Here is a 17,603-nt window from a genome sequence, read left to right as displayed (position 1 = left end):
TATGGTTTTACACATTCCTATTTTTTTAATATCTTATAGTTAAATCACTTAAAGCAAACACTTTTTAGTTTTGTATCAAATATAAACGAATTTCTATATCTCTATTTAAAATGGATTGTACAACATTGTCTAGTTCATTCACAAAATTAATCCAACATTTAGAATTGTATATATCTTCCATAATACGAATTAGATTATGTAGTTCATTAATAAGTAAAACATTATTTAATTCTGACAATCTGTCTTTAAATAAAAAAATCATAGATTTGTGTTTCATGAATTCGGTAAGGCATCTTTCTATATATAGATTGATGACCTGTTGTCCCAAGTCATCTGTCTTTAAAACCGCTTGATTCATCTTTATAATTTGATGTCCAATTAATAAAATATTAGTAGCTAGAGAAATTGTTTCCTCATAGTATAAAAGCGTAGCATTGACACTTCCTTGTTTTTCAGAAATATATTTGGGATAAAATGAATTGTCATTTACTTTAGTCCTCAATAAATATTGTACATTATAATTACGAACAAAGGATGAGATTCTATGTTTATTACCGTTTTTTTCAACAAACAAGAATTGTATTGACATTGCTGTTATTGATTGTCTTATAATATATTCTTGACTTGTGTAAATATCATATTTCCCAAGTGCATCCGTCAAAATGTCATCAATGCATATGCAAGCTCTATTATATTCTTCAATGTCGTGGAATTCAATTATGATATTGAGATTCTGCTTATCTTTATTTATGGTACAATTTATTTCTTCATTAAAGAAATCATTTTTAATGCTATTTACTATGTTTTTTGGTAGATTTGTCTCTAATTGTTTATACCTTGCCATCTGAGACTCAATAGTTACATTGGTAATGTTGCGGCATAATGTTTCCCAAAGAACCAATAATGATAGAATTGAGTTGTATTCTTTTTCGTCCAACAATGTAATTTCTTTACTGTCAGAAAAATAATCCGACAACTTTTCTTTGAACTTTGTTTGCATCATCTTTGTTGCAATCAGTGCCTCGAACAAGCAAGCCTTTGATGGCATTTTATTGCTATCCTTTTTCAATACAACTGTAGGAATTTGGCGATAGAATCCTAAAAGGTTTGACACATAATCTTTTATAGGTTTTACAAATACATCCCATGAACTGTTTTTTCCACAATCGGAACTATCTGTTATTCCATAACCAAATTCGTTGGAAAAAATGAAAGATAGTTCTGGAATTTCTTTGCTCGTAGAAGAAACACAAAGTTTATATGCTTCATCAAGTTTCTCAAGATTAAATTTTCCTTTTTTTAGAAACGTGGCTATTTCATTTATTAATCGTTGATTTGCAGTTACTATTTCTTTTCGCATTGACATGAGTCTTGAAGCATAATTCTTTTTGTCAGGTATGCCAATTTTATTCTTATATTGATTAACAATGCATGCTCTAATTTCATACATAGCATCTATTGGCAGATTTGATTTCTGAATGTTTTTCTCTGAATCAATAATCATATCTGACAAATCATCTTTACCTAGTTTTACATGATACCTTTCCTTGTCTGGGAACGCTCTTCTTAACAGGTCTATAATTCTGACTAAATATGAGTTTGTTGAATAATCTTTCAGCTGATGATTTGTCAAACAATCATTTCTTCCAATATAGTCAAGATAACAAGTTGCTTCAATACTTCTATCCGAAATACAAAAGTTGGTTATTAGTTGTTCTATTCTAAGTTTCTTAATAAAAAGTTTTTCAAGAGCATTCCAACAATCTTCTTTTATCTTTAATGATTTCAATCCAAGAAGTATAGATGAAATTTCAGCTGTAGTTAAAAGTGTAGATTCTATTTCTCCTTTTAATTTAATACATGAAGATGAATGCCCTAGACTTATACGATACAAAGCATCTGATAAAGTTATCCAATCAGAATTAGAAGAACAAGAGACAGTGAATTTGTTGCTGATAAAATTATTTAGACTGCGGAATATTTGATACTGAGAAGGAAATGAATCAACTATATTAGATACATCAGGTGCCTCATGGCAATATTTTAATAGATTAACTAAACTTTGCTTAATGTTTATTTCTGTAAAGTTTATGGGCAGATGTAATTCCCAAATAGGACCACTTTTTTCTTTGAGCAGATCTATCAAATGGCGGTTTTCGCTGAAATATTCTTCTGTTCCTTTCCATATTAGAGCACGAACAATACCTGCAAATTGTTTTGCCGGTAATATTGGTTCATTGGTAGCAAAAGAAATCAACAGGTTTGTATCCATTCCTTCTCTGTAAAGATTGAGCAAATACAAATGAGCATCGTTTATTTCTGATTTGAAATAAAAAGATAAGGCGTTTTCTATCATTGTATCGCTATCATTTCCATAAATTGATTCTATCAAAATTCTAGTCCTGATTGGGTGGACTTCTGATAAAAATCCATTAGTGTTTTCAACAAAAAATTCTCCTATATATTTTTCAATAGCATTTTGAACATTAGAATATGAACCATGTTCCAGCAAAACTTTGGACTTTCGTTTTATTTTACCACCGAAGAAATTAACGGTAATAATTTTTTCAAATACAGTTTTTTCATTTTGTGATAATAAATTCCATTGCGATGTAAGTTTGTCCTTTAGAGCTTGACCTTGAGTAATGAAATATACAAATTCAAGTAATGGAACATTGCTTCCAAGTTTATCCCAAGAAGACTCAAAATCAACAATTATTCCCTTGTTATGCTGGCACAATGCTTTATAAATAAGTTGCGCTTCTGCTTTGTTAAGTGTCACTTCTATATCTTTATACATGACTTCACTTCCTAGTCTAGAACGATATTGATTCCAGTCTTCATTTCTAAGTGAAATCAAGCAGCGTACATTTTTAACTACACTAAAAGTTTTAACTAACAAAATCCAAGAATCATCTGCTGGTTTTGCATCGAAATACAACGTAACTGGTACAGTTAATCCTGTGCACAATTCGGTTAGGGTAGCTCGTAAGTTAGACAAACTATACATATCACAGTACATTATCTCAAAGGCTAATGCACAGTTGTCCTTAATATAACGATAGGCCAAAGTACTTTTTCCCTGTCCTGAAGCTCCATTAATGATAACAACATTTTTCTCTTTGAATGAATTATGTATTGCATTATTTTTCTCTGACCTAATTATATCTAAGTCATTGGCAATGTGACATGATGATACAGAAACGCCAGAATAGAATTGCTGCTTCAGGACGTTCGTATCAAGATGAAGAGACTGCTCAAATAGAGGGATTATACGAATACCAAGTTCACTCAACGCAACCTTCTGTCTGTTCTCAAAAGCTTGATAGCATTGTAATTCTTTTATAAATTCTTCATATGTAAAATCGTTATGGCTTTCGGCTTTTTCACTTACCCATTGAAGCATGTACTTTATTTCTTTATCTGGATTGAATATAGGAAATTGAACTTTTAGTTTTGTAGAAATTTCATTATACAAAGTATTTTCGTCAACAACACTTAGTTTGTATTGTGAAGACAGAAGTTTAGCATTATTTCTTAGTTCTTTGTCCTTGTTATGCTTCAGAAATTCATACAGTGACGATGCGTTTTGAAGATAATTACCCACCTCTCCAAATGAAACAAAGTGTATGTATGCATTATTGTTTCTTGACAGAGTATTAATAGCACGCTTAAAAAAAGATGTTGTACCTGCTGGTGAAGTTAAATCTGATGGCTGTATTTTTTTATTATAGTTCTTTATTTGAATAGTTTCAATAGTAACTCCATTCTTTTTTATATCTAAATCCTCAATTCCTTCAGGATCATATATCAAACTAGAATCACAATCGTTTATTACTCTGTGTATTGTGTATAGAAATTGAGTCCTAAATCCTCTTATTGTATCACTTACTGCCATAACTTTGTTTGACAATTTATAATTCTTTATCCATTATAATAATTTTATCCAGTTCATCAAAAGTCGTATCAATAAACGTGTGATTTATCATCTTACTTGTATTTATGGACTGAATGCTATCATATTGTTTACGAATGTATCGCAATCCAAAAGCAAGACGAAGGTCATTAGTATCTTCATCTCCTTCTATTTGTTTAGCTTCGCTTGACTTGATAGTTCTAATGCTTATTATCTCATAGACATCACAAATTCCTTCTCCTTTAAAGTAAGGCATGAAGTAATGTAGATTTTACAGGGCAATAGTAGTAGGAAAATGACTGCCAGTATAATAGAATGTGGCATTACCATCCTTAAAACTTTGCAAATATCCTTTACGGCTGCTATTTGTGACAAGACCTATGAGAACTCTATTTCCGACTTCTACAAATGTTCCCTTTTGTGGTATCACATTGGAAATGGTCTCATGCGATTTCATATTAATGAGCTGTTCAATAAATTGCTCCAAAAGTAATCGGTTATACTTGTCTTTGGGGCGAAGAGGGAAAGCGCCAATATTTACACTTTCTATAGTCTTGTGAAATTTTGAATCTGCAAAATATTTAGATTCCCCATCGCCAGGGAATAAAATATAGCCTCCTATAATTTCTTTTTTCAATGCCTCTGATTTGTGATCTTTGTAATAGATAGCATCACGGTATCTGTGCATTTGGTTAATTGCATCTTCTGGTGGAACATCTACACCATTTCTATCTTTCCCGTCAATGCGATATTTTGCATCAAACAAGTAAGTAATTTTCATACCTTCTTGTAAATCATTCTTTGTAAGTTGCAGCACAATATCCGGCTTTTGAGGAACGGTGGGTACAACCCAATCCGTTATGCCAACAGAGCTGTTTTCACGTTCCGAACTTTTGGGGTTATAGATGAGTTCAGCCAGTTCTACATTGTCTTTCTTAAAAAGAATTTGTGAATGCTCTCCTTTACCCAAGTCCCATGTAAATAAACCATTCATTTCTATACGGTTTCTATGGTCTATATCTTCATCAGACAAATGTAACTTTTCTTTTACTATATGACTTACTTCTATGAAACACCATATCTCGTAAAGTGTTGCTATATCTTTGGTTTGTAAACGATATATGCCATCATTCAGAGAATAAGAACGTTGTAGCAAACTCCATGTGCGATATACCTGACTATATCCGGTAGCCTTCTGCAAAACCAGACTTTCTTGGCTCAGACCTTTATAAATTCCAATTGTACGGAAAAAGGGATTATGTTGTAAATGTTTCAGGGTTGCTAATGTAGCTTGCATATCCTCTTTCATTACATCAGACGCATTCTTTATCACTTCGATACGCTTTTTCAGGGCCTCGTATTTTTTTGTAATTTGAATAAGTGCAAATTTCAAAAATCTATTTTCCTGTGTATCATTTGTCCGTACAGATTCTTCTACACGATATAAATGCGAGCTGTCAGCTCTATGTTCTGCAAGTTCGTTTTCTATACAAGATGGGATAAACGTCAATCTGTCCGCACGTTTATATGATGCCTTTTCATTCAAACGGTGTCTTGGGCGGTCAATGATGTTTTTGCATGCTTGGATAAATTTCTTTTGTTCGTTGGCGAAGACACTCCACCAAATTATTTCCGGGGTTTCACCACTTATATCTGGAGAAAAACCATGGAATGTTCTTCGCATATAATCCAGCGAAAGCATTCTGTACTCCTGCTCAATATCCTCTATAATAGTTTTCCAGTGCTCGTGATAATTAAGCTTTGTGCTTAACACTTCAAAAGAAAAGGCAAAATTACGGACTTCTGTTCCTGCTTGATATATGATTTGTATCTCACTGCGTCCAACTTCATTGCCATAATTAAGGAAACCGGCTAATATTTGTCTTCGAAAAGTGAATTTCTCATTTTCATTTTGAAGAATGGAGCCAAATTGTGCTTTCTTCACATAGTCCTTGAACTCAATCCAAATAGGATAATCTGTATTATCAAAAAATACAGCAGGGGCTTGTTGGCTATTTTCAATCGTAACTTTTTCACCGATATGGTTGCTTAAAATAACAGACATAACTCCTTCCGACCAAGAATAAGTGGAGTATAAGTTTTCTTCTCCCACATTATTCTTTGCCTTATTCCAAATGTTATCGAATTTTGTACATTCGACAATCATTTCAAAATCCTGATGTTTTATAGTAAGCAGTTCCATTTTCTCTTACATATATTTTCCAGTTTTAGCTCCAGAAACTTGTATAACCGGATGATATTAATCGTTCTTTCATATCTTTCAGTTTGGCAACAGAAATAGATTCAATTTTCTTTTCTTCTCCGGTCAATATCAATAATTGTGTTTCGATGGTAGTCATCAGCTTTTCAAAAAATGAATCTTTGAACTTTGTATTATCACCTTCAATACGAGACAGAATTTTCATGCTTGTTATTTCGTCCAATGCTATTGCAATGACCTCATCTTCGCTGAATTCGTTTCCTTTTTCATCCAAGTTGTAGGGTAAATTGTTTACCACATAAAGCAAGAACTCGTTTCGTGTACGATAGGCTATCTTGAATGGTGTGCCATTAAGTACATCATTTACAGCCTGCAAATAGCTTAAAACCTTATTGCAAACTTCCTCATTATCTGCATACACATCCACACCTTCTACGGCTGTACCAATAAGCATGTCACTATTTAATTTGCCAATACGCTCATATTTACTGTCCAGTCCGGCATACAAATCTACTTCATTCATTTCTATGGTCATGGCACGGTCGAGAACTTTTCTGGAGAAAGAGAAAGTTGTCTCATCCATGTTTACCGTACCCATTACAATTAGATTTTGTGGAATTGTGATGCCTTCTTCCAAAAATCGCTTCCTTAACGTTTCATTGCCTCCTGTGAGTTCGGCAGTCAATACCCGATACCAATCTTCCGTACTTTTCTTTAGGATAGGATCGGTTGTGATCGTTCCGTCTTCATTACTTTTGCGAGATTCTATTACGCTAAGAAATTCTGCAAAATATTGTTCTACTGGAGCAAGATTCATTTCATCTAGACAAAGAAAATAAGGTACATCTAAATTTTCCCATGCCTGCGTAATAAATCTTAAGAAATCTCCAATTACATATACGGGAGTTCCACTTACACGACTTACATATCCAATAAGTTCAGTTGAATCGTGCCAATTAGGTTTAACCTGAATTATCTCAAAATTCTTAGGTTTCTGGGCTTTGTATTCAATAGAATCTTCATTCCAACAAGCACGGGCAAGTTCACGAACAATGCGACTTTTACCTGTACCTGATATTCCAGCAAGCAAAAGGAAAGGCTTTGTTTTGATGGCAGTAATATATGAGCGAAATTTTGTGTCAACAATGGTACCTTTATTTATATTATTTGTCATAAGAGTCTTTTCTGAATATTTTGCTTCTTTATATTCTTGATAAATTTCAAGATATAAGTTTAAAAGTTTAAGACCTTTTTCTTCATCTTCTATATTCCACAATGTATAATAAATTGCTCCAGCCTTATATCTTTCATCGGCAATATTTGCATTTCCATCTTGCTTTAAAATTTCATTCCTTTTATTTAAGATGCCTCTGATAAGTAGAGTATTTTTGGTTATATCCTTTATTCCCAGTCTTGGTCCAAATTGGCCAGGGACAGTTGTTCCTTGATTTAGAGTTAAATATACATGTTTATAATCTGTTGATAATAAGAATACTAGGTATACACCTTCACGGGTGGAATGAGTTATATCTTTATCCATAATAGCAATCCAAGGTGTTTTTGTAGCTCTTCCTACTCCTACAGATCCTTTTATTGTATAATTGATTGAAGCTTTACCTAAAAAATTATTGAATATTGAGGGAAGTTGATGACATATAATATCACTGGCTTCCTTATCTATATCAGAAGTTTTTTCTGCATGATTAAAAGAATCCGCTTTTGCAAATACTTTGCGGAAAAGGAAATTTATATCATTTATTATCATAGGTTCTTTTGAATACTTAAATTATTCCTTACGTTACTAAATATAGAAATTACGGGCTATTATTTTATTGACCAAAGTAAATCTTTCACATCTACATCTAAACATTCTGCAATCTTGACTAATGTCTCTAGGTTTGGTTGCATAGTGTTTGTACACCATTTCGAAACAGTTCCCGGATCTTTACCCAATTGTTCCGCTAACCATTTATTAGTACGTTTCTTTTCTGCTAAAACCACCTTCAAACGATTAATATCTTTGTTCATACGTTCTAAAATATGTTTTCAAGAACAAAGATAATCATTATAATCAAAAATCTATTCTGATTATAATGATTATCTGCCAAATATGTGTCGTAAAACGACTTTATATTGGAATATATTTCAATAGTACTTATAAATCATGCGTGATTTTATTGCGTACTGTGACTATCTCTAAAAATGGTTGTCAGATTTGAGTGCGATTAACTAATCTATTTTACACTTTAACAGTTGGTTCACTATTCGGCTTTACACATTCCGCTGATTGAACAGACTTCGACTGATATATAGGGATAGGAAATGACGAAATTAATAATTTTCTGTGCTGTTTCTCCAATATTTTTAGGCTTATTCACTTTCTCTCCGAACTTTCTCTCCGAACATTTAGAATTGTCTCCGAACCTTTTCACCGAAGATTTCTGCAAATCACCGAAGGTTTTCACCGAAGCTTTTTGCATTATCACCGAACTTTTTTGTTTACAGTGTACTTTTCGAGGGTACTATTTACCCTGTTGGTCACCTCCTCAACAGGTATCCTTCCGTATTCTCCTCAGTTCAAATTATAGAATGTGGTATAGAAAGAAATCGCTTCCGTTTGATATTATGTTTTTTGCCCGGCAGGAATTTATCAGTATCTACATGTATTCCAATTGGGTAAACTTATCCGCAATGACATTTGTATCACGATATTTATACAGCTATTCTCAATTTTATACTCATATTCATTCACAAACATAACTTTTCCTTGCATATATCGTAAATACTCAGTACTTTTGCGCTCGAATTAAAAACAGAGATCATTAACATGCGATGCCGTGAATAGCGGCCGTGTATTCTAGAACACCACGTAAAAAACAGGAACGATGAAAAAAGAAAATCTCGTATCAGTACCTTTCATGGTCTTGGGTATTGTTTTTTGTGTCTGCCTCGTGGCAGCCAATCTTTTAGAGGCCAAAGTCGTACAATTCGGTCCGATTTCCGTAACTGCCGGACTGATAGTTTTTCCAATCTCTTACATTATCAATGACTGTATTGCCGAAGTCTGGGGCTTCCGCAAGGCGCGTCTTATCATTTGGATGGGGTTCCTTATGAACTTCATGGTAGTAGCCTTAGGTAAAGTGGCAGTGGCTCTTCCTGCGGCTCCTTTCTGGGAAGGCGAACAGGCATTTGATTTCGTGTTCGGTCTTGCTCCGCGTATCGCGGCTGCCAGCTTGACAGCTTTCCTTGTAGGTTCATTCATCAATGCTTTCGTTATGAGTAAGATGAAGATAGCTTCACACGGAAAGAACTTCTCTGCCCGTGCCATTGTTTCAACTTTGGCTGGTGAAGGTGCCGATTCAATCATTTTCTTCCCGTTGGCTTTCGGTGGACTGATGCCTGTGAACGAGTTGCTGAAAATGATGGTTGTACAGGTAGTTCTGAAAACGCTTTATGAAATCATCATTCTCCCTGTGACTATCAGGGTAGTGAACTACATCAAGCGTGTAGATGATTGCGATGTGTATGATGAGAATATCTCGTATAATGTACTGAAAATTAAGGAGATTTGATTATGACTATGAATAATGAGGCCGCACTGGTAGTGTTCAGTGGCGGCCAGGATTCTACTACTTGCCTGTTTTGGGCAAAGAAACATTTCAAGGAAGTTTATGCGCTTACTTTCATCTATGGTCAGAAACATGTAAAGGAGGTGGAACTGGCGAGAGGGATTGCCGAAAGGGCAGGAGTGCATTTTCACGCAATGGATGTATCGTTCATCGGTCATCTTGGCAAGAATTCTCTTACTGATACTTCCATCGTGATGGACGAGGAGAAGCCTGAAGATTCTTTTCCAAATACTTTCGTGCCGGGAAGAAACCTGTTCTTCCTCAGTATAGCTGCCGTTTATGCGCGTGAGCATGGCATCAGTCATCTGGTTACAGGAGTTTCGCAGACAGACTTCAGCGGTTATCCCGACTGCAGGGATTCGTTTATCAAATCGCTCAACGTCACTCTCAACCTTGCAATGGACGAGCAGTTCGTGATTCACACTCCGCTGATGTGGATAGACAAGGCTCAGACATGGGCTTTGGCAGACGAGCTTGGAGTGCTTGATCTGATAAGAAACGAAACTCTGACATGCTACAACGGGGTGCAGGGCGACGGATGCGGACATTGCCCGGCGTGTAAGTTACGTCGCGAGGGACTTGAAAAGTATTTGAGCTCGAAAAATAAATAATCTGCTTTTTATTGCAGTTTTCAGATAAAGGATATTTATCTCCACACGTACGTGATGAGATCTCCACACGGCCGTGTCGAGTTCTCCACACGAGGGTGTCGAGTACTCCACACGAACGTGTGGAGATAATTGTTTGCGGATATTATATCGTATAAAAGGAAAAATTATATATACAATGGAAAGAAAAGAAGAACTGACGCTGCTTGGCGGTAGCACTGTCTATCGTCAGGACTATGCTCCGGAGGTACTTGAGGCTTTTGTAAACAAGCATCCGGAGAATGATTATTGGGTACGTTTCAACTGCCCTGAGTTTACAAGTCTTTGTCCTATCACCGGACAGCCTGACTTTGCTGAAATCCGTATAAGCTATCTGCCTGACGTGAAGATGGTGGAAAGCAAGAGTCTGAAACTCTATCTGTTCAGTTTCAGAAATCACGGAGATTTTCATGAGGACTGTGTGAATATAATCATGAAGGACCTTATCAAACTGATGGATCCTAAGTATATCGAGGTGACCGGTATATTTACTCCGCGCGGAGGTATTTCGATTTATCCTTACTGTAACTACGGACGTCCGGGAACGAAGTATGAGGAACTGGCTGAGTACCGTATGCGCAATCACGATTTATAATTTTATAGTATAAACCAAAAAGAAACAGCTTCATAAACTATCAATCTGAGTTGAATGTTTATGAAGCTGTTTCGCTTTTATAAATGTTTTTTATGATAACTCCAGTCCAAATTCTTCTTTCAGTTTCAGCAAATTAGGGTTTTTCTTGCTCATCATCTGGAAGCGTTCCACATGGCTGTAGGCTCTGATATTCTCATCGGCTGCACTTACGCGTACAGTCATCTTGATTTTTCTGTTGTGAAGCTGTTCCCTCAAGTGATTCTCTATCTGTGGTGCCAGTTGCAGCATATATTTCTGAACCATTTCGTTATCTACCGCCACTTCGAATGTAGTCTGGTCGTTAAGAAGTTTCGGCGACATGTTCATCATTCGTCCTGCATTTGCAGCTTCTTCTTTAGGAAGACGGGTTGCAAATTCTCTCCAGTAGTAGTTCAGGTCTTTTTCATACACATCGTAGTCTTCCCATTCCTTTTCTATCTGCTGAACTTGTGCTGCAGGTTTCTGTGCGGCAGCTTCCTCCTGATGCTGTGGCCTTTTCTTTATTGACGGTCCGAGTATTCCCGCTTTTACTACAGGTATTTTCTTCTCTTGGGTAACTTTTAGTCCGTCGGGTAGCTTATGTACCTGCTGTTGTGCAGGGTTATTGCCGTATTGTGGTTGAGATTCTGAAGTGCTTTGCTGTACCTGTTGTTGTACGTTCTGAACTTGTACCGGTTGCTGGGCTACAGGTTGTTGCTGCGTTGCTACCGGAGCAGTCTGCTGGTTGAAGATAGGTTTTATCACTTTAGGGCTACGCCCATTGCTGATATCGTCTTCTTCGGATGTAATCTGTGCCAGTTGTATCAGTGTCAGCTCTACCAGAAGTCGCTTGTTCTTGCTCTGTCTGTAGTTCAGGTCGCAGTCATTACACAGCTTCATTGCCTTGTAGAGGAACTTCTGTTCGCATTTCTGTGCCTGAGTCTTGTATCTTTCTCTTATTGAGGCACCTACTTCCAGAAGCTGCAGTGTCTGTTCGTCGCGGCTCACAAGCAGGTCGCGGAAGTGTGAACTCAATCCGGTGATGAAGTGATTGCCGTCGAATCCTTTCTTCAATACCTCGTTGAACAGAAGCATGCATTCCGAAACCTTGTTTTCCAGAATATAGTCTGTCAGTTTGAAATAATATTCGTAGTCAAGTACGTTGAGGTTTTCGATGACACTCTTGTAAGTGATGTGTCCGTTTGAGAAACTTGTCACCTGGTCGAAGATTGATAAGGCGTCGCGCATACCTCCGTCTGCTTTCTGTGCTATTACGGTCAGTGCTTCAGGTTCAACGTCTATACCTTCTTTCTGTGCCACTCCCTGAAGATGTTCCACTGTATCAGTAACGCTGATACGGCTGAAGTCATATATCTGACATCGGCTAAGGATTGTAGGCAGAATCTTATGTTTCTCTGTTGTGGCAAGGATGAATATGGCATGATGAGGCGGCTCTTCAAGTGTTTTCAGAAAAGCATTGAAGGCAGCCGTTGACAGCATGTGTACCTCGTCGATGATATATACCTTGTATTTGCCTATCTGTGGCGGGATGCGTACCTGCTCTATCAGCGAGCGGATATCTTCCACAGAGTTGTTAGAGGCGGCATCCAGCTCATGGATATTGTATGAACGCTGTTCGTTGAATGCCTTACATGATTCACATTCGTTGCAAGCCTCGCCATCAGGTTTCGGTGACAGACAGTTTATGGTTTTTGCAAAAATACGTGCGCATGTGGTTTTTCCTACTCCTCGCGGTCCGCAGAAAAGATAGGCGTGGGCCAGCTTGTTGTTGGCAATGGCATTCTTCAGAGTCGTTGTGAGTGCACGCTGTCCTACTACGGTGTCGAATGTGGCAGGGCGGTATTTACGTGCTGATACAATATAGTTGTCCATAATCAGGATTAGTTTTTCTTGTTTTGTTAAGTTAATGACAAAGATAATGCAAACCGAGTGAAGTACAAAGTGAAAATAATGTTTTCAACTTCTAATTCCGAGTAGCAGACTGTTCTATAAAGATATATTTTTAACAGCCAAATTAAGACATACGTCCTGTTTCTATTTCTTTTTCGAGGAAATCATAAACATACAACGGGCTTTGGAAATATAGTCCTGTTTTGCTGTCTTTCAATTTTTGAAAGGTGTCGGATGTATAAATAATATCCAATGCCGTTTCCAAATCCATATTCCGTCGTTCCATTAACAATAGAATAAGGTCTTTTGTCATACATTCAGTCATATATTCAATATCTGTCATAACTTTTTCAGGAATTTAATAGCACGTTCTGTTCCGAAGAAATATTGGAAAGTAATACCTTTCATGTATTTTAGCCGTTCTAGGAAAGTCTGTAAATCAATATTATGTTCCATATAATTACGTATCTGTAAACCTACACGGTCATTTGCTATTGGACCATAAACTATATCGTAATCATGAACGGGGACATTTGAATTTACATTGTTGCGGTTTTCGAAAATAAAATTAGCCCATTCCTCATCGTATTCTTTGAAACATTTGATTTTTAAACCATGGGAATTATTGGTTAGTATTCTTTCATCAAATTCAAATATGTTTACAACGGGTTCCATATCCAGCTGCATAGCTTTGTATGCTGCCATGTTGTATGCTTGTTGCCTGTTGTCAGAAAGATAAAATCCTTTGCCAAAATCTTTATTTGGCTTTGATTTTGAAAGGTCAATATTAGTAATATCTACAGTGGAACCATGATAAAGTTTCATGCTATCGCCCCTCCGTGGCGTTTGCAATATGCTGTGATATCATCCAATACATCCTCCATTCTTAAAGTGTGGGCAATCTTATAATGCATATTGATAAAGCGTATAGCATCAAACCGACGCAGGTAACGGTATGCCTGACTTTCGGAAAGGTGCTTGGCTTTAGCAAACTCTGAGATGAGAGCTACTATATATTCGGCTTTATCACGTGCTTCGGTACTCATGTTTATATTTCACTACTATAATTATTATGACAAAGATAATTATTTCTGCCGACAATTCATTATGCTATATGAAAGAATTGGGGCTTACAGCATTTATTCTTATATTTGCACCACTAAATATTCTTTGTCATGAAAGAGAAGCTGGAAAATATATGGAATTTTGTGCGACTTCACAAATACGGTGTCACATTGGCTGTATTTGTGCTGATAATTGGTGTTCTGGATGAGAACAGCTGGATCCGCCGTTTGGAACATCGTGCTGAAATAAACAGACTGAATACTGAAATCAGGCATTATAGAAAGCAGTTTGAGGAGGATAGCAAGTTGCTGAAAGAAATCTCAACCAATCCGGAGGCATTGGAGAAAGTGGCGCGCGAAAAATACATGATGAAGAAGGAAAACGAAGATATATTTATTTTTGAGCAGGATTTGGAAGATGAATAAACTGGATAATATAATAGCTGTTGCTGGTGCAGTGGTGTTGTTTGTTGGACTGATATTGCAGTTCGTAAAGTTTGAATATGCACCGTATATTTACATTGTCGGGGCACTGATGTTCGGGTGGATCCAGACAAAGACAGGAAGATACTTCGGTAAGAATATAGTTCTAAAACGACTGAAACGTCAGCAGTTGATAGGGGCTATGCTGCTTGTTATAGCGGGTGTAATGATGATTGTGTGGCATCATAACGAATGGATTTTATGTCTGAGTGTAGCAGCAGTGCTTGAACTATATACAGCATATCGTATCCCGTACGAGGAGAAGAAAGAAGAATAACATGACATTCAGAAAATATTAAAGAGCCGTTCTATGCAAGTATTGTGTAGAGCGGCTCTCGAATTTTATATCAGTTTGTTGCCTTGAATATAGGGATACCTCCCTGTTCGTCAGGATTGAAGGCATACCATATATAATGGTCGTTATCATTAACAGGCAGTTTGCACAGACGCAGATGTTCGTCGTATGTTCCGTAGGCGACTTCCCATGAATCTGGCGGTGTGACATGTTTTGTTCTTATCGCTTCTGCAGGTTCTTTCTTGAGCGACATTCCTGCTTCTATCCATGCCTGAGTGGCATCCAATGTGTATTCCGGATAATTACTCTTGCAGAACTTGTAAAGAATTATTCCTCTTCTTTCCAGTCCCATAGGCTGGTCTATCACTCCGATGTTTGTGAGATGTTCAAGGAAACTATACAGGAAGTCTTCGTTCTCTACTATCAGTCGGCGTGTAAGTCTCTGCCATGCCTTGGCATTGTAGAAACCGTCCAAAAGGCGTGAAAGAAGTCTGGCTGTCTGTAGTTCGTCAGATGTAATATCGTTCGTCTCGAGTACTTCGTATGGTGGCAGGGGAGAATATCTTATTCCTAGCTCTTCAGCTCTTCTTCTCATTTCAGTTCCCGGAAGCAGTTTCAGTGATTCCAGCTGAATTTCTCCTGCATTAAGTCCTGCAAGTGTGCGTACGTCTTCGAAAATCTCATTCAGATGATAGTGAGGCAATCCTGCGATAAGGTCTGCATGAGTTTCCATATTCTCTAGTGAACACAGAAATTTCAGTCCTTTCATCGCATCTTCAAGTTTTCCGGCACGTCGGCTTGTGGTAAGCACTATTTCCCTCAGACTTTGTATTCCTGCTTCCAGATGCAGAAGTCCTTTAGGCATTGACATCAATTCTGCTTTCAGTTCGTCTGACAGTAATGCCGGATGGATTTCAAGATGGAAATTCATGTCCGGATACTCACGAAATAGAGCAAGAAGTTCTTTCGCGTATCTGGTATTGTAATTGAAAGTACGGTCAAGCACCCTTATGTTTTTAATGCCGTGACTATGAATGATTTCTATCCTTTCTCTGATTGTGTCTATGCTTAGGTTTCTTACAGGTTTGTCGCCTCCACTGACGCAAAAGGCACAAGTGTTGAAACATCCTCTGGTTGTCTCCAGTTGTACGAATGGTTTGTCCCAGTTGAACAGTTCGCTCCTTTCAGGATATTCCAGTGCAGTGAAGTCCGTTACCCTTGCAATACCGTTGTCGTGGTATTCTCCATTATCATCCATATAGCATAGTCCGGCAATGTCCTTCCATTCCTCCTTATTGTCGAAATGCTTCATCCACTGCTTGAATCCGGTTTCACCTTCACCCCTGAAAACTGCCTCAACAAAATCGTTAGTTATCAGGAATTTCTTATTGTCTCCTAGAAACTCCGGACCTCCGAGGATTATCCGGCATTGTGGCAGCAGCGATTTCACCCGGCATGTGATATGCATTAGCGCTTCGTGGTTGAAGAGCCAGCATGTGGATGCAACGATATCAGGCTTGTGTTTATAGATCTGTTCTGCCACCATTCCCGGATTTTCGTTTATAGTAGCCGAAACCTTAATCCAAACGATGCTTTTATCGTCTGCCATCTGGGCGTGCAGAGCCGGCAGAGCAAGTGATGAATGTGCATACGAACTGTTTAAATCCAACCAGAGTAATTTCATATATTAAAGAATGAGAGTAAGAATATATTACAAAAGAAAGCGAAGAACCACAATAAGCCGTTTTATAAGGCTTTATGATTCTTCGCTTTATATTTTTTTATCGTGCGGAATATTAAGGAATCAAGTATTGTGAGCTGATTGATTCGTTAGTCATCACACGACGGATAGTTTCAGCAAACATGTCTGCAATTGAAAGCTGTTTAACCTTAGCGCAACGGTTTGCGTAAGGGATACTGTCTGTAAATACGATTTCTTCCAACTGAGAGTTCTGTACACGTTCAGAAGCAGGACCTGACATAACGCAGTGTGAAGCGATAGCTCTAACTGAATTTGCTCCGGCTTCTTTCATGATGTCAGCAGCTTTTGTAATTGTACCTGCTGTATCAACCATATCGTCAACAAGAACGACATCTTTTCCTTTTACGTCACCGATAATCTGCATAGAAGCTACAACGTTTGCTTTTTCACGAGTCTTGTGGCAAAGAACCAAAGGAACATCGAGGAATTTAGCATATGTGCTTGCACGCTTAGAACCACCAACGTCAGGAGTAGCAATTACAAGGTTTTCCAAATTCAAAGACTGGATATATGGAGCAAATATTGTAGATGCATACAAGTGGTCAACAGGAATATCGAAAAATCCCTGTATCTGATCTGCATGAAGGTCCATTGTAATCAGACGGTCGATACCTGCTACACTAAGAAGATTTGCTACAAGTTTAGCACCAATAGAAACACGTGGTTTGTCCTTGCGGTCCTGGCGAGCCCATCCGAAATAAGGAATAACAGCGATAATGCTCTTTGCAGAAGCACGCTTAGCAGCATCAATCATAAGGAGCAATTCCATAAGATTGTCTGAATTAGGGAATGTTGACTGAACGAGGAACACGTGCTGACCACGGATTGACTCTTCATAAGAAACTGCAAATTCTCCATCTGCGAAATGTGTAATGTTCATGTTACCAAGTTCGCATCCTAAACTGTTGCAGATTTTTTCTGCCAAGTATCTCGAGTTTGTACCAGAGAATACTTTAAAAGGTGATTGTACGTTCATTGTAAATAGATATATTGCCTTGATTTGTTTGCAAAGTTATACCATTTATATAAGTAAGGCAAACGTTTTGCAGGAAAAATACAATA

At 37.3% G+C, this 17,603-nt stretch carries 16 protein-coding genes and 1 pseudogene; 5 read left to right on the top strand and 12 right to left on the bottom strand.

Annotation, left to right across the window (positions count from 1 at the left end):
- Positions 1-64: 64 nt before the first annotated feature.
- From H6A61_RS03185 to H6A61_RS15895, 6 genes and pseudogenes are all read right to left on the bottom strand, one after another.
- Entirely contained in the window at positions 65-3,898 is a 3,834-nt protein-coding gene (locus tag H6A61_RS03185; protein ID WP_204390887.1) for a hypothetical protein, read from the bottom strand.
- A gap of 16 nt (positions 3,899-3,914) precedes the next feature.
- On the bottom strand, positions 3,915-4,172 hold the full coding sequence (locus tag H6A61_RS15900) for a hypothetical protein (RefSeq protein WP_239469080.1): 258 nt from the start codon (positions 4,170-4,172) through the stop codon (positions 3,915-3,917).
- A 15-nt stretch (positions 4,173-4,187) separates the two neighbouring features.
- The gene (locus H6A61_RS03180; RefSeq protein ID WP_239469079.1) at positions 4,188-6,119 is read right to left on the bottom strand and encodes a DUF2357 domain-containing protein; all 1,932 of its coding nucleotides are present in this window, start codon (positions 6,117-6,119) and stop codon (positions 4,188-4,190) included.
- 25 nt (positions 6,120-6,144) lie between these two features.
- Complete coding sequence (locus H6A61_RS03175) at positions 6,145-7,902, bottom strand: MrcB family domain-containing protein (RefSeq protein WP_204390885.1); 1,758 nt, start codon at positions 7,900-7,902, stop codon at positions 6,145-6,147.
- 59 nt (positions 7,903-7,961) lie between these two features.
- A complete protein-coding gene (locus H6A61_RS03170) occupies positions 7,962-8,165 on the bottom strand; it encodes a helix-turn-helix transcriptional regulator (protein ID WP_204390883.1) in 204 nt (67 codons plus the stop codon).
- 269 nt (positions 8,166-8,434) lie between these two features.
- Positions 8,435-8,845 (bottom strand): annotated as a pseudogene (locus tag H6A61_RS15895) (AAA family ATPase); the annotation flags it as partial.
- A 177-nt stretch (positions 8,846-9,022) separates the two neighbouring features.
- Between H6A61_RS15895 and H6A61_RS03160 the strand changes: the two are divergent.
- The 3 genes from H6A61_RS03160 to queF all read left to right on the top strand — a co-directional run bounded on the left by H6A61_RS03160 (position 9,023) and on the right by queF (position 11,008).
- Complete coding sequence (locus tag H6A61_RS03160) at positions 9,023-9,709, top strand: queuosine precursor transporter (RefSeq protein ID WP_204390879.1); 687 nt, start codon at positions 9,023-9,025, stop codon at positions 9,707-9,709.
- A gap of 8 nt (positions 9,710-9,717) precedes the next feature.
- Positions 9,718-10,377, top strand: coding sequence for a 7-cyano-7-deazaguanine synthase QueC (gene queC / locus H6A61_RS03155; RefSeq protein ID WP_204390923.1), 660 nt, complete (start codon positions 9,718-9,720; stop codon positions 10,375-10,377).
- A gap of 175 nt (positions 10,378-10,552) precedes the next feature.
- Positions 10,553-11,008, top strand: a complete 456-nt coding sequence (queF, locus tag H6A61_RS03150) for a preQ(1) synthase (RefSeq protein ID WP_204390877.1) — start codon at positions 10,553-10,555, stop codon at positions 11,006-11,008.
- Positions 11,009-11,098: 90 nt separating this feature from the next.
- Here the strand turns inward: queF and H6A61_RS03145 are convergent, their stop codons facing one another.
- From H6A61_RS03145 to H6A61_RS03130, 4 genes are all read right to left on the bottom strand, one after another.
- Positions 11,099-12,919 (bottom strand): DNA polymerase III subunit gamma/tau, encoded by a 1,821-nt coding sequence (locus H6A61_RS03145; protein ID WP_204390875.1) that lies wholly within the window; start codon positions 12,917-12,919, stop codon positions 11,099-11,101.
- A 142-nt stretch (positions 12,920-13,061) separates the two neighbouring features.
- Positions 13,062-13,280 carry a hypothetical protein gene (locus tag H6A61_RS03140; RefSeq protein WP_204390873.1) on the bottom strand — a complete coding sequence of 73 codons (219 nt, stop codon included), beginning with the start codon at positions 13,278-13,280 and terminating at the stop codon, positions 13,062-13,064.
- Positions 13,277-13,762 carry a DUF3990 domain-containing protein gene (locus H6A61_RS03135; protein ID WP_204390871.1) on the bottom strand — a complete coding sequence of 162 codons (486 nt, stop codon included), beginning with the start codon at positions 13,760-13,762 and terminating at the stop codon, positions 13,277-13,279. The genes H6A61_RS03140 and H6A61_RS03135 overlap by 4 nt, the downstream gene beginning before the upstream one ends.
- A complete protein-coding gene (locus tag H6A61_RS03130; protein WP_154044394.1) occupies positions 13,759-13,983 on the bottom strand; it encodes a DUF3791 domain-containing protein in 225 nt (74 codons plus the stop codon). Before H6A61_RS03130 ends, H6A61_RS03135 begins: the two co-directional genes overlap by 4 nt.
- 129 nt (positions 13,984-14,112) lie before the next feature.
- On the opposite strand from H6A61_RS03130, the gene H6A61_RS03125 reads away from it, so the two are divergent.
- Together H6A61_RS03125 and H6A61_RS03120 are read left to right on the top strand one after the other, a co-directional pair.
- Complete coding sequence (locus tag H6A61_RS03125; RefSeq protein WP_154044395.1) at positions 14,113-14,427, top strand: FtsB family cell division protein; 315 nt, start codon at positions 14,113-14,115, stop codon at positions 14,425-14,427.
- Entirely contained in the window at positions 14,420-14,761 is a 342-nt protein-coding gene (locus tag H6A61_RS03120) for a hypothetical protein (RefSeq protein WP_204390869.1), read from the top strand. Before H6A61_RS03125 ends, H6A61_RS03120 begins: the two co-directional genes overlap by 8 nt.
- Positions 14,762-14,831: 70 nt before the next feature.
- On the opposite strand, the gene H6A61_RS03115 is transcribed toward H6A61_RS03120, so the two are convergent.
- Entirely contained in the window at positions 14,832-16,463 is a 1,632-nt protein-coding gene (locus H6A61_RS03115; RefSeq protein WP_204390867.1) for a B12-binding domain-containing radical SAM protein, read from the bottom strand.
- A gap of 112 nt (positions 16,464-16,575) precedes the next feature.
- Positions 16,576-17,517: a ribose-phosphate pyrophosphokinase gene (locus H6A61_RS03110; RefSeq protein ID WP_204390865.1), complete on the bottom strand. Its 942-nt coding sequence runs from the start codon at positions 17,515-17,517 to the stop codon at positions 16,576-16,578.
- Between the last annotated feature and the right edge of the window lie 86 nt (positions 17,518-17,603).

This window comes from Bacteroides caecigallinarum, assembly GCF_016901995.1.
GTDB lineage: Bacteria > Bacteroidota > Bacteroidia > Bacteroidales > Bacteroidaceae > Phocaeicola > Phocaeicola cellulolyticus.
Note: the sequence above shows the minus strand (reverse complement) of the source record. Positions and strands in the feature narration are given on the sequence as shown.

What these genes read in the sequence shown, in the direction of transcription:
- H6A61_RS03185 (WP_204390887.1), bottom strand. Translation starts at nt 3,898, where the DNA reads ATGGCAGTAAGTGATACAATAAGAGGATTTAGGACTCAATTTCTATAC.
- H6A61_RS15900 (WP_239469080.1), bottom strand. Translation starts at nt 4,172, where the DNA reads ATGCCTTACTTTAAAGGAGAAGGAATTTGTGATGTCTATGAGATAATA.
- H6A61_RS03180 (WP_239469079.1), bottom strand. Translation starts at nt 6,119, where the DNA reads ATGGAACTGCTTACTATAAAACATCAGGATTTTGAAATGATTGTCGAA.
- H6A61_RS03175 (WP_204390885.1), bottom strand. Translation starts at nt 7,902, where the DNA reads ATGATAATAAATGATATAAATTTCCTTTTCCGCAAAGTATTTGCAAAA.
- H6A61_RS03170 (WP_204390883.1), bottom strand. Translation starts at nt 8,165, where the DNA reads ATGAACAAAGATATTAATCGTTTGAAGGTGGTTTTAGCAGAAAAGAAA.
- H6A61_RS03160 (WP_204390879.1), top strand. Translation starts at nt 9,023, where the DNA reads ATGAAAAAAGAAAATCTCGTATCAGTACCTTTCATGGTCTTGGGTATT.
- queC (WP_204390923.1), top strand. Translation starts at nt 9,718, where the DNA reads ATGAATAATGAGGCCGCACTGGTAGTGTTCAGTGGCGGCCAGGATTCT.
- queF (WP_204390877.1), top strand. Translation starts at nt 10,553, where the DNA reads ATGGAAAGAAAAGAAGAACTGACGCTGCTTGGCGGTAGCACTGTCTAT.
- H6A61_RS03145 (WP_204390875.1), bottom strand. Translation starts at nt 12,919, where the DNA reads ATGGACAACTATATTGTATCAGCACGTAAATACCGCCCTGCCACATTC.
- H6A61_RS03140 (WP_204390873.1), bottom strand. Translation starts at nt 13,280, where the DNA reads ATGACAGATATTGAATATATGACTGAATGTATGACAAAAGACCTTATT.
- H6A61_RS03135 (WP_204390871.1), bottom strand. Translation starts at nt 13,762, where the DNA reads ATGAAACTTTATCATGGTTCCACTGTAGATATTACTAATATTGACCTT.
- H6A61_RS03130 (WP_154044394.1), bottom strand. Translation starts at nt 13,983, where the DNA reads ATGAGTACCGAAGCACGTGATAAAGCCGAATATATAGTAGCTCTCATC.
- H6A61_RS03125 (WP_154044395.1), top strand. Translation starts at nt 14,113, where the DNA reads ATGAAAGAGAAGCTGGAAAATATATGGAATTTTGTGCGACTTCACAAA.
- H6A61_RS03120 (WP_204390869.1), top strand. Translation starts at nt 14,420, where the DNA reads ATGAATAAACTGGATAATATAATAGCTGTTGCTGGTGCAGTGGTGTTG.
- H6A61_RS03115 (WP_204390867.1), bottom strand. Translation starts at nt 16,463, where the DNA reads ATGAAATTACTCTGGTTGGATTTAAACAGTTCGTATGCACATTCATCA.
- H6A61_RS03110 (WP_204390865.1), bottom strand. Translation starts at nt 17,517, where the DNA reads ATGAACGTACAATCACCTTTTAAAGTATTCTCTGGTACAAACTCGAGA.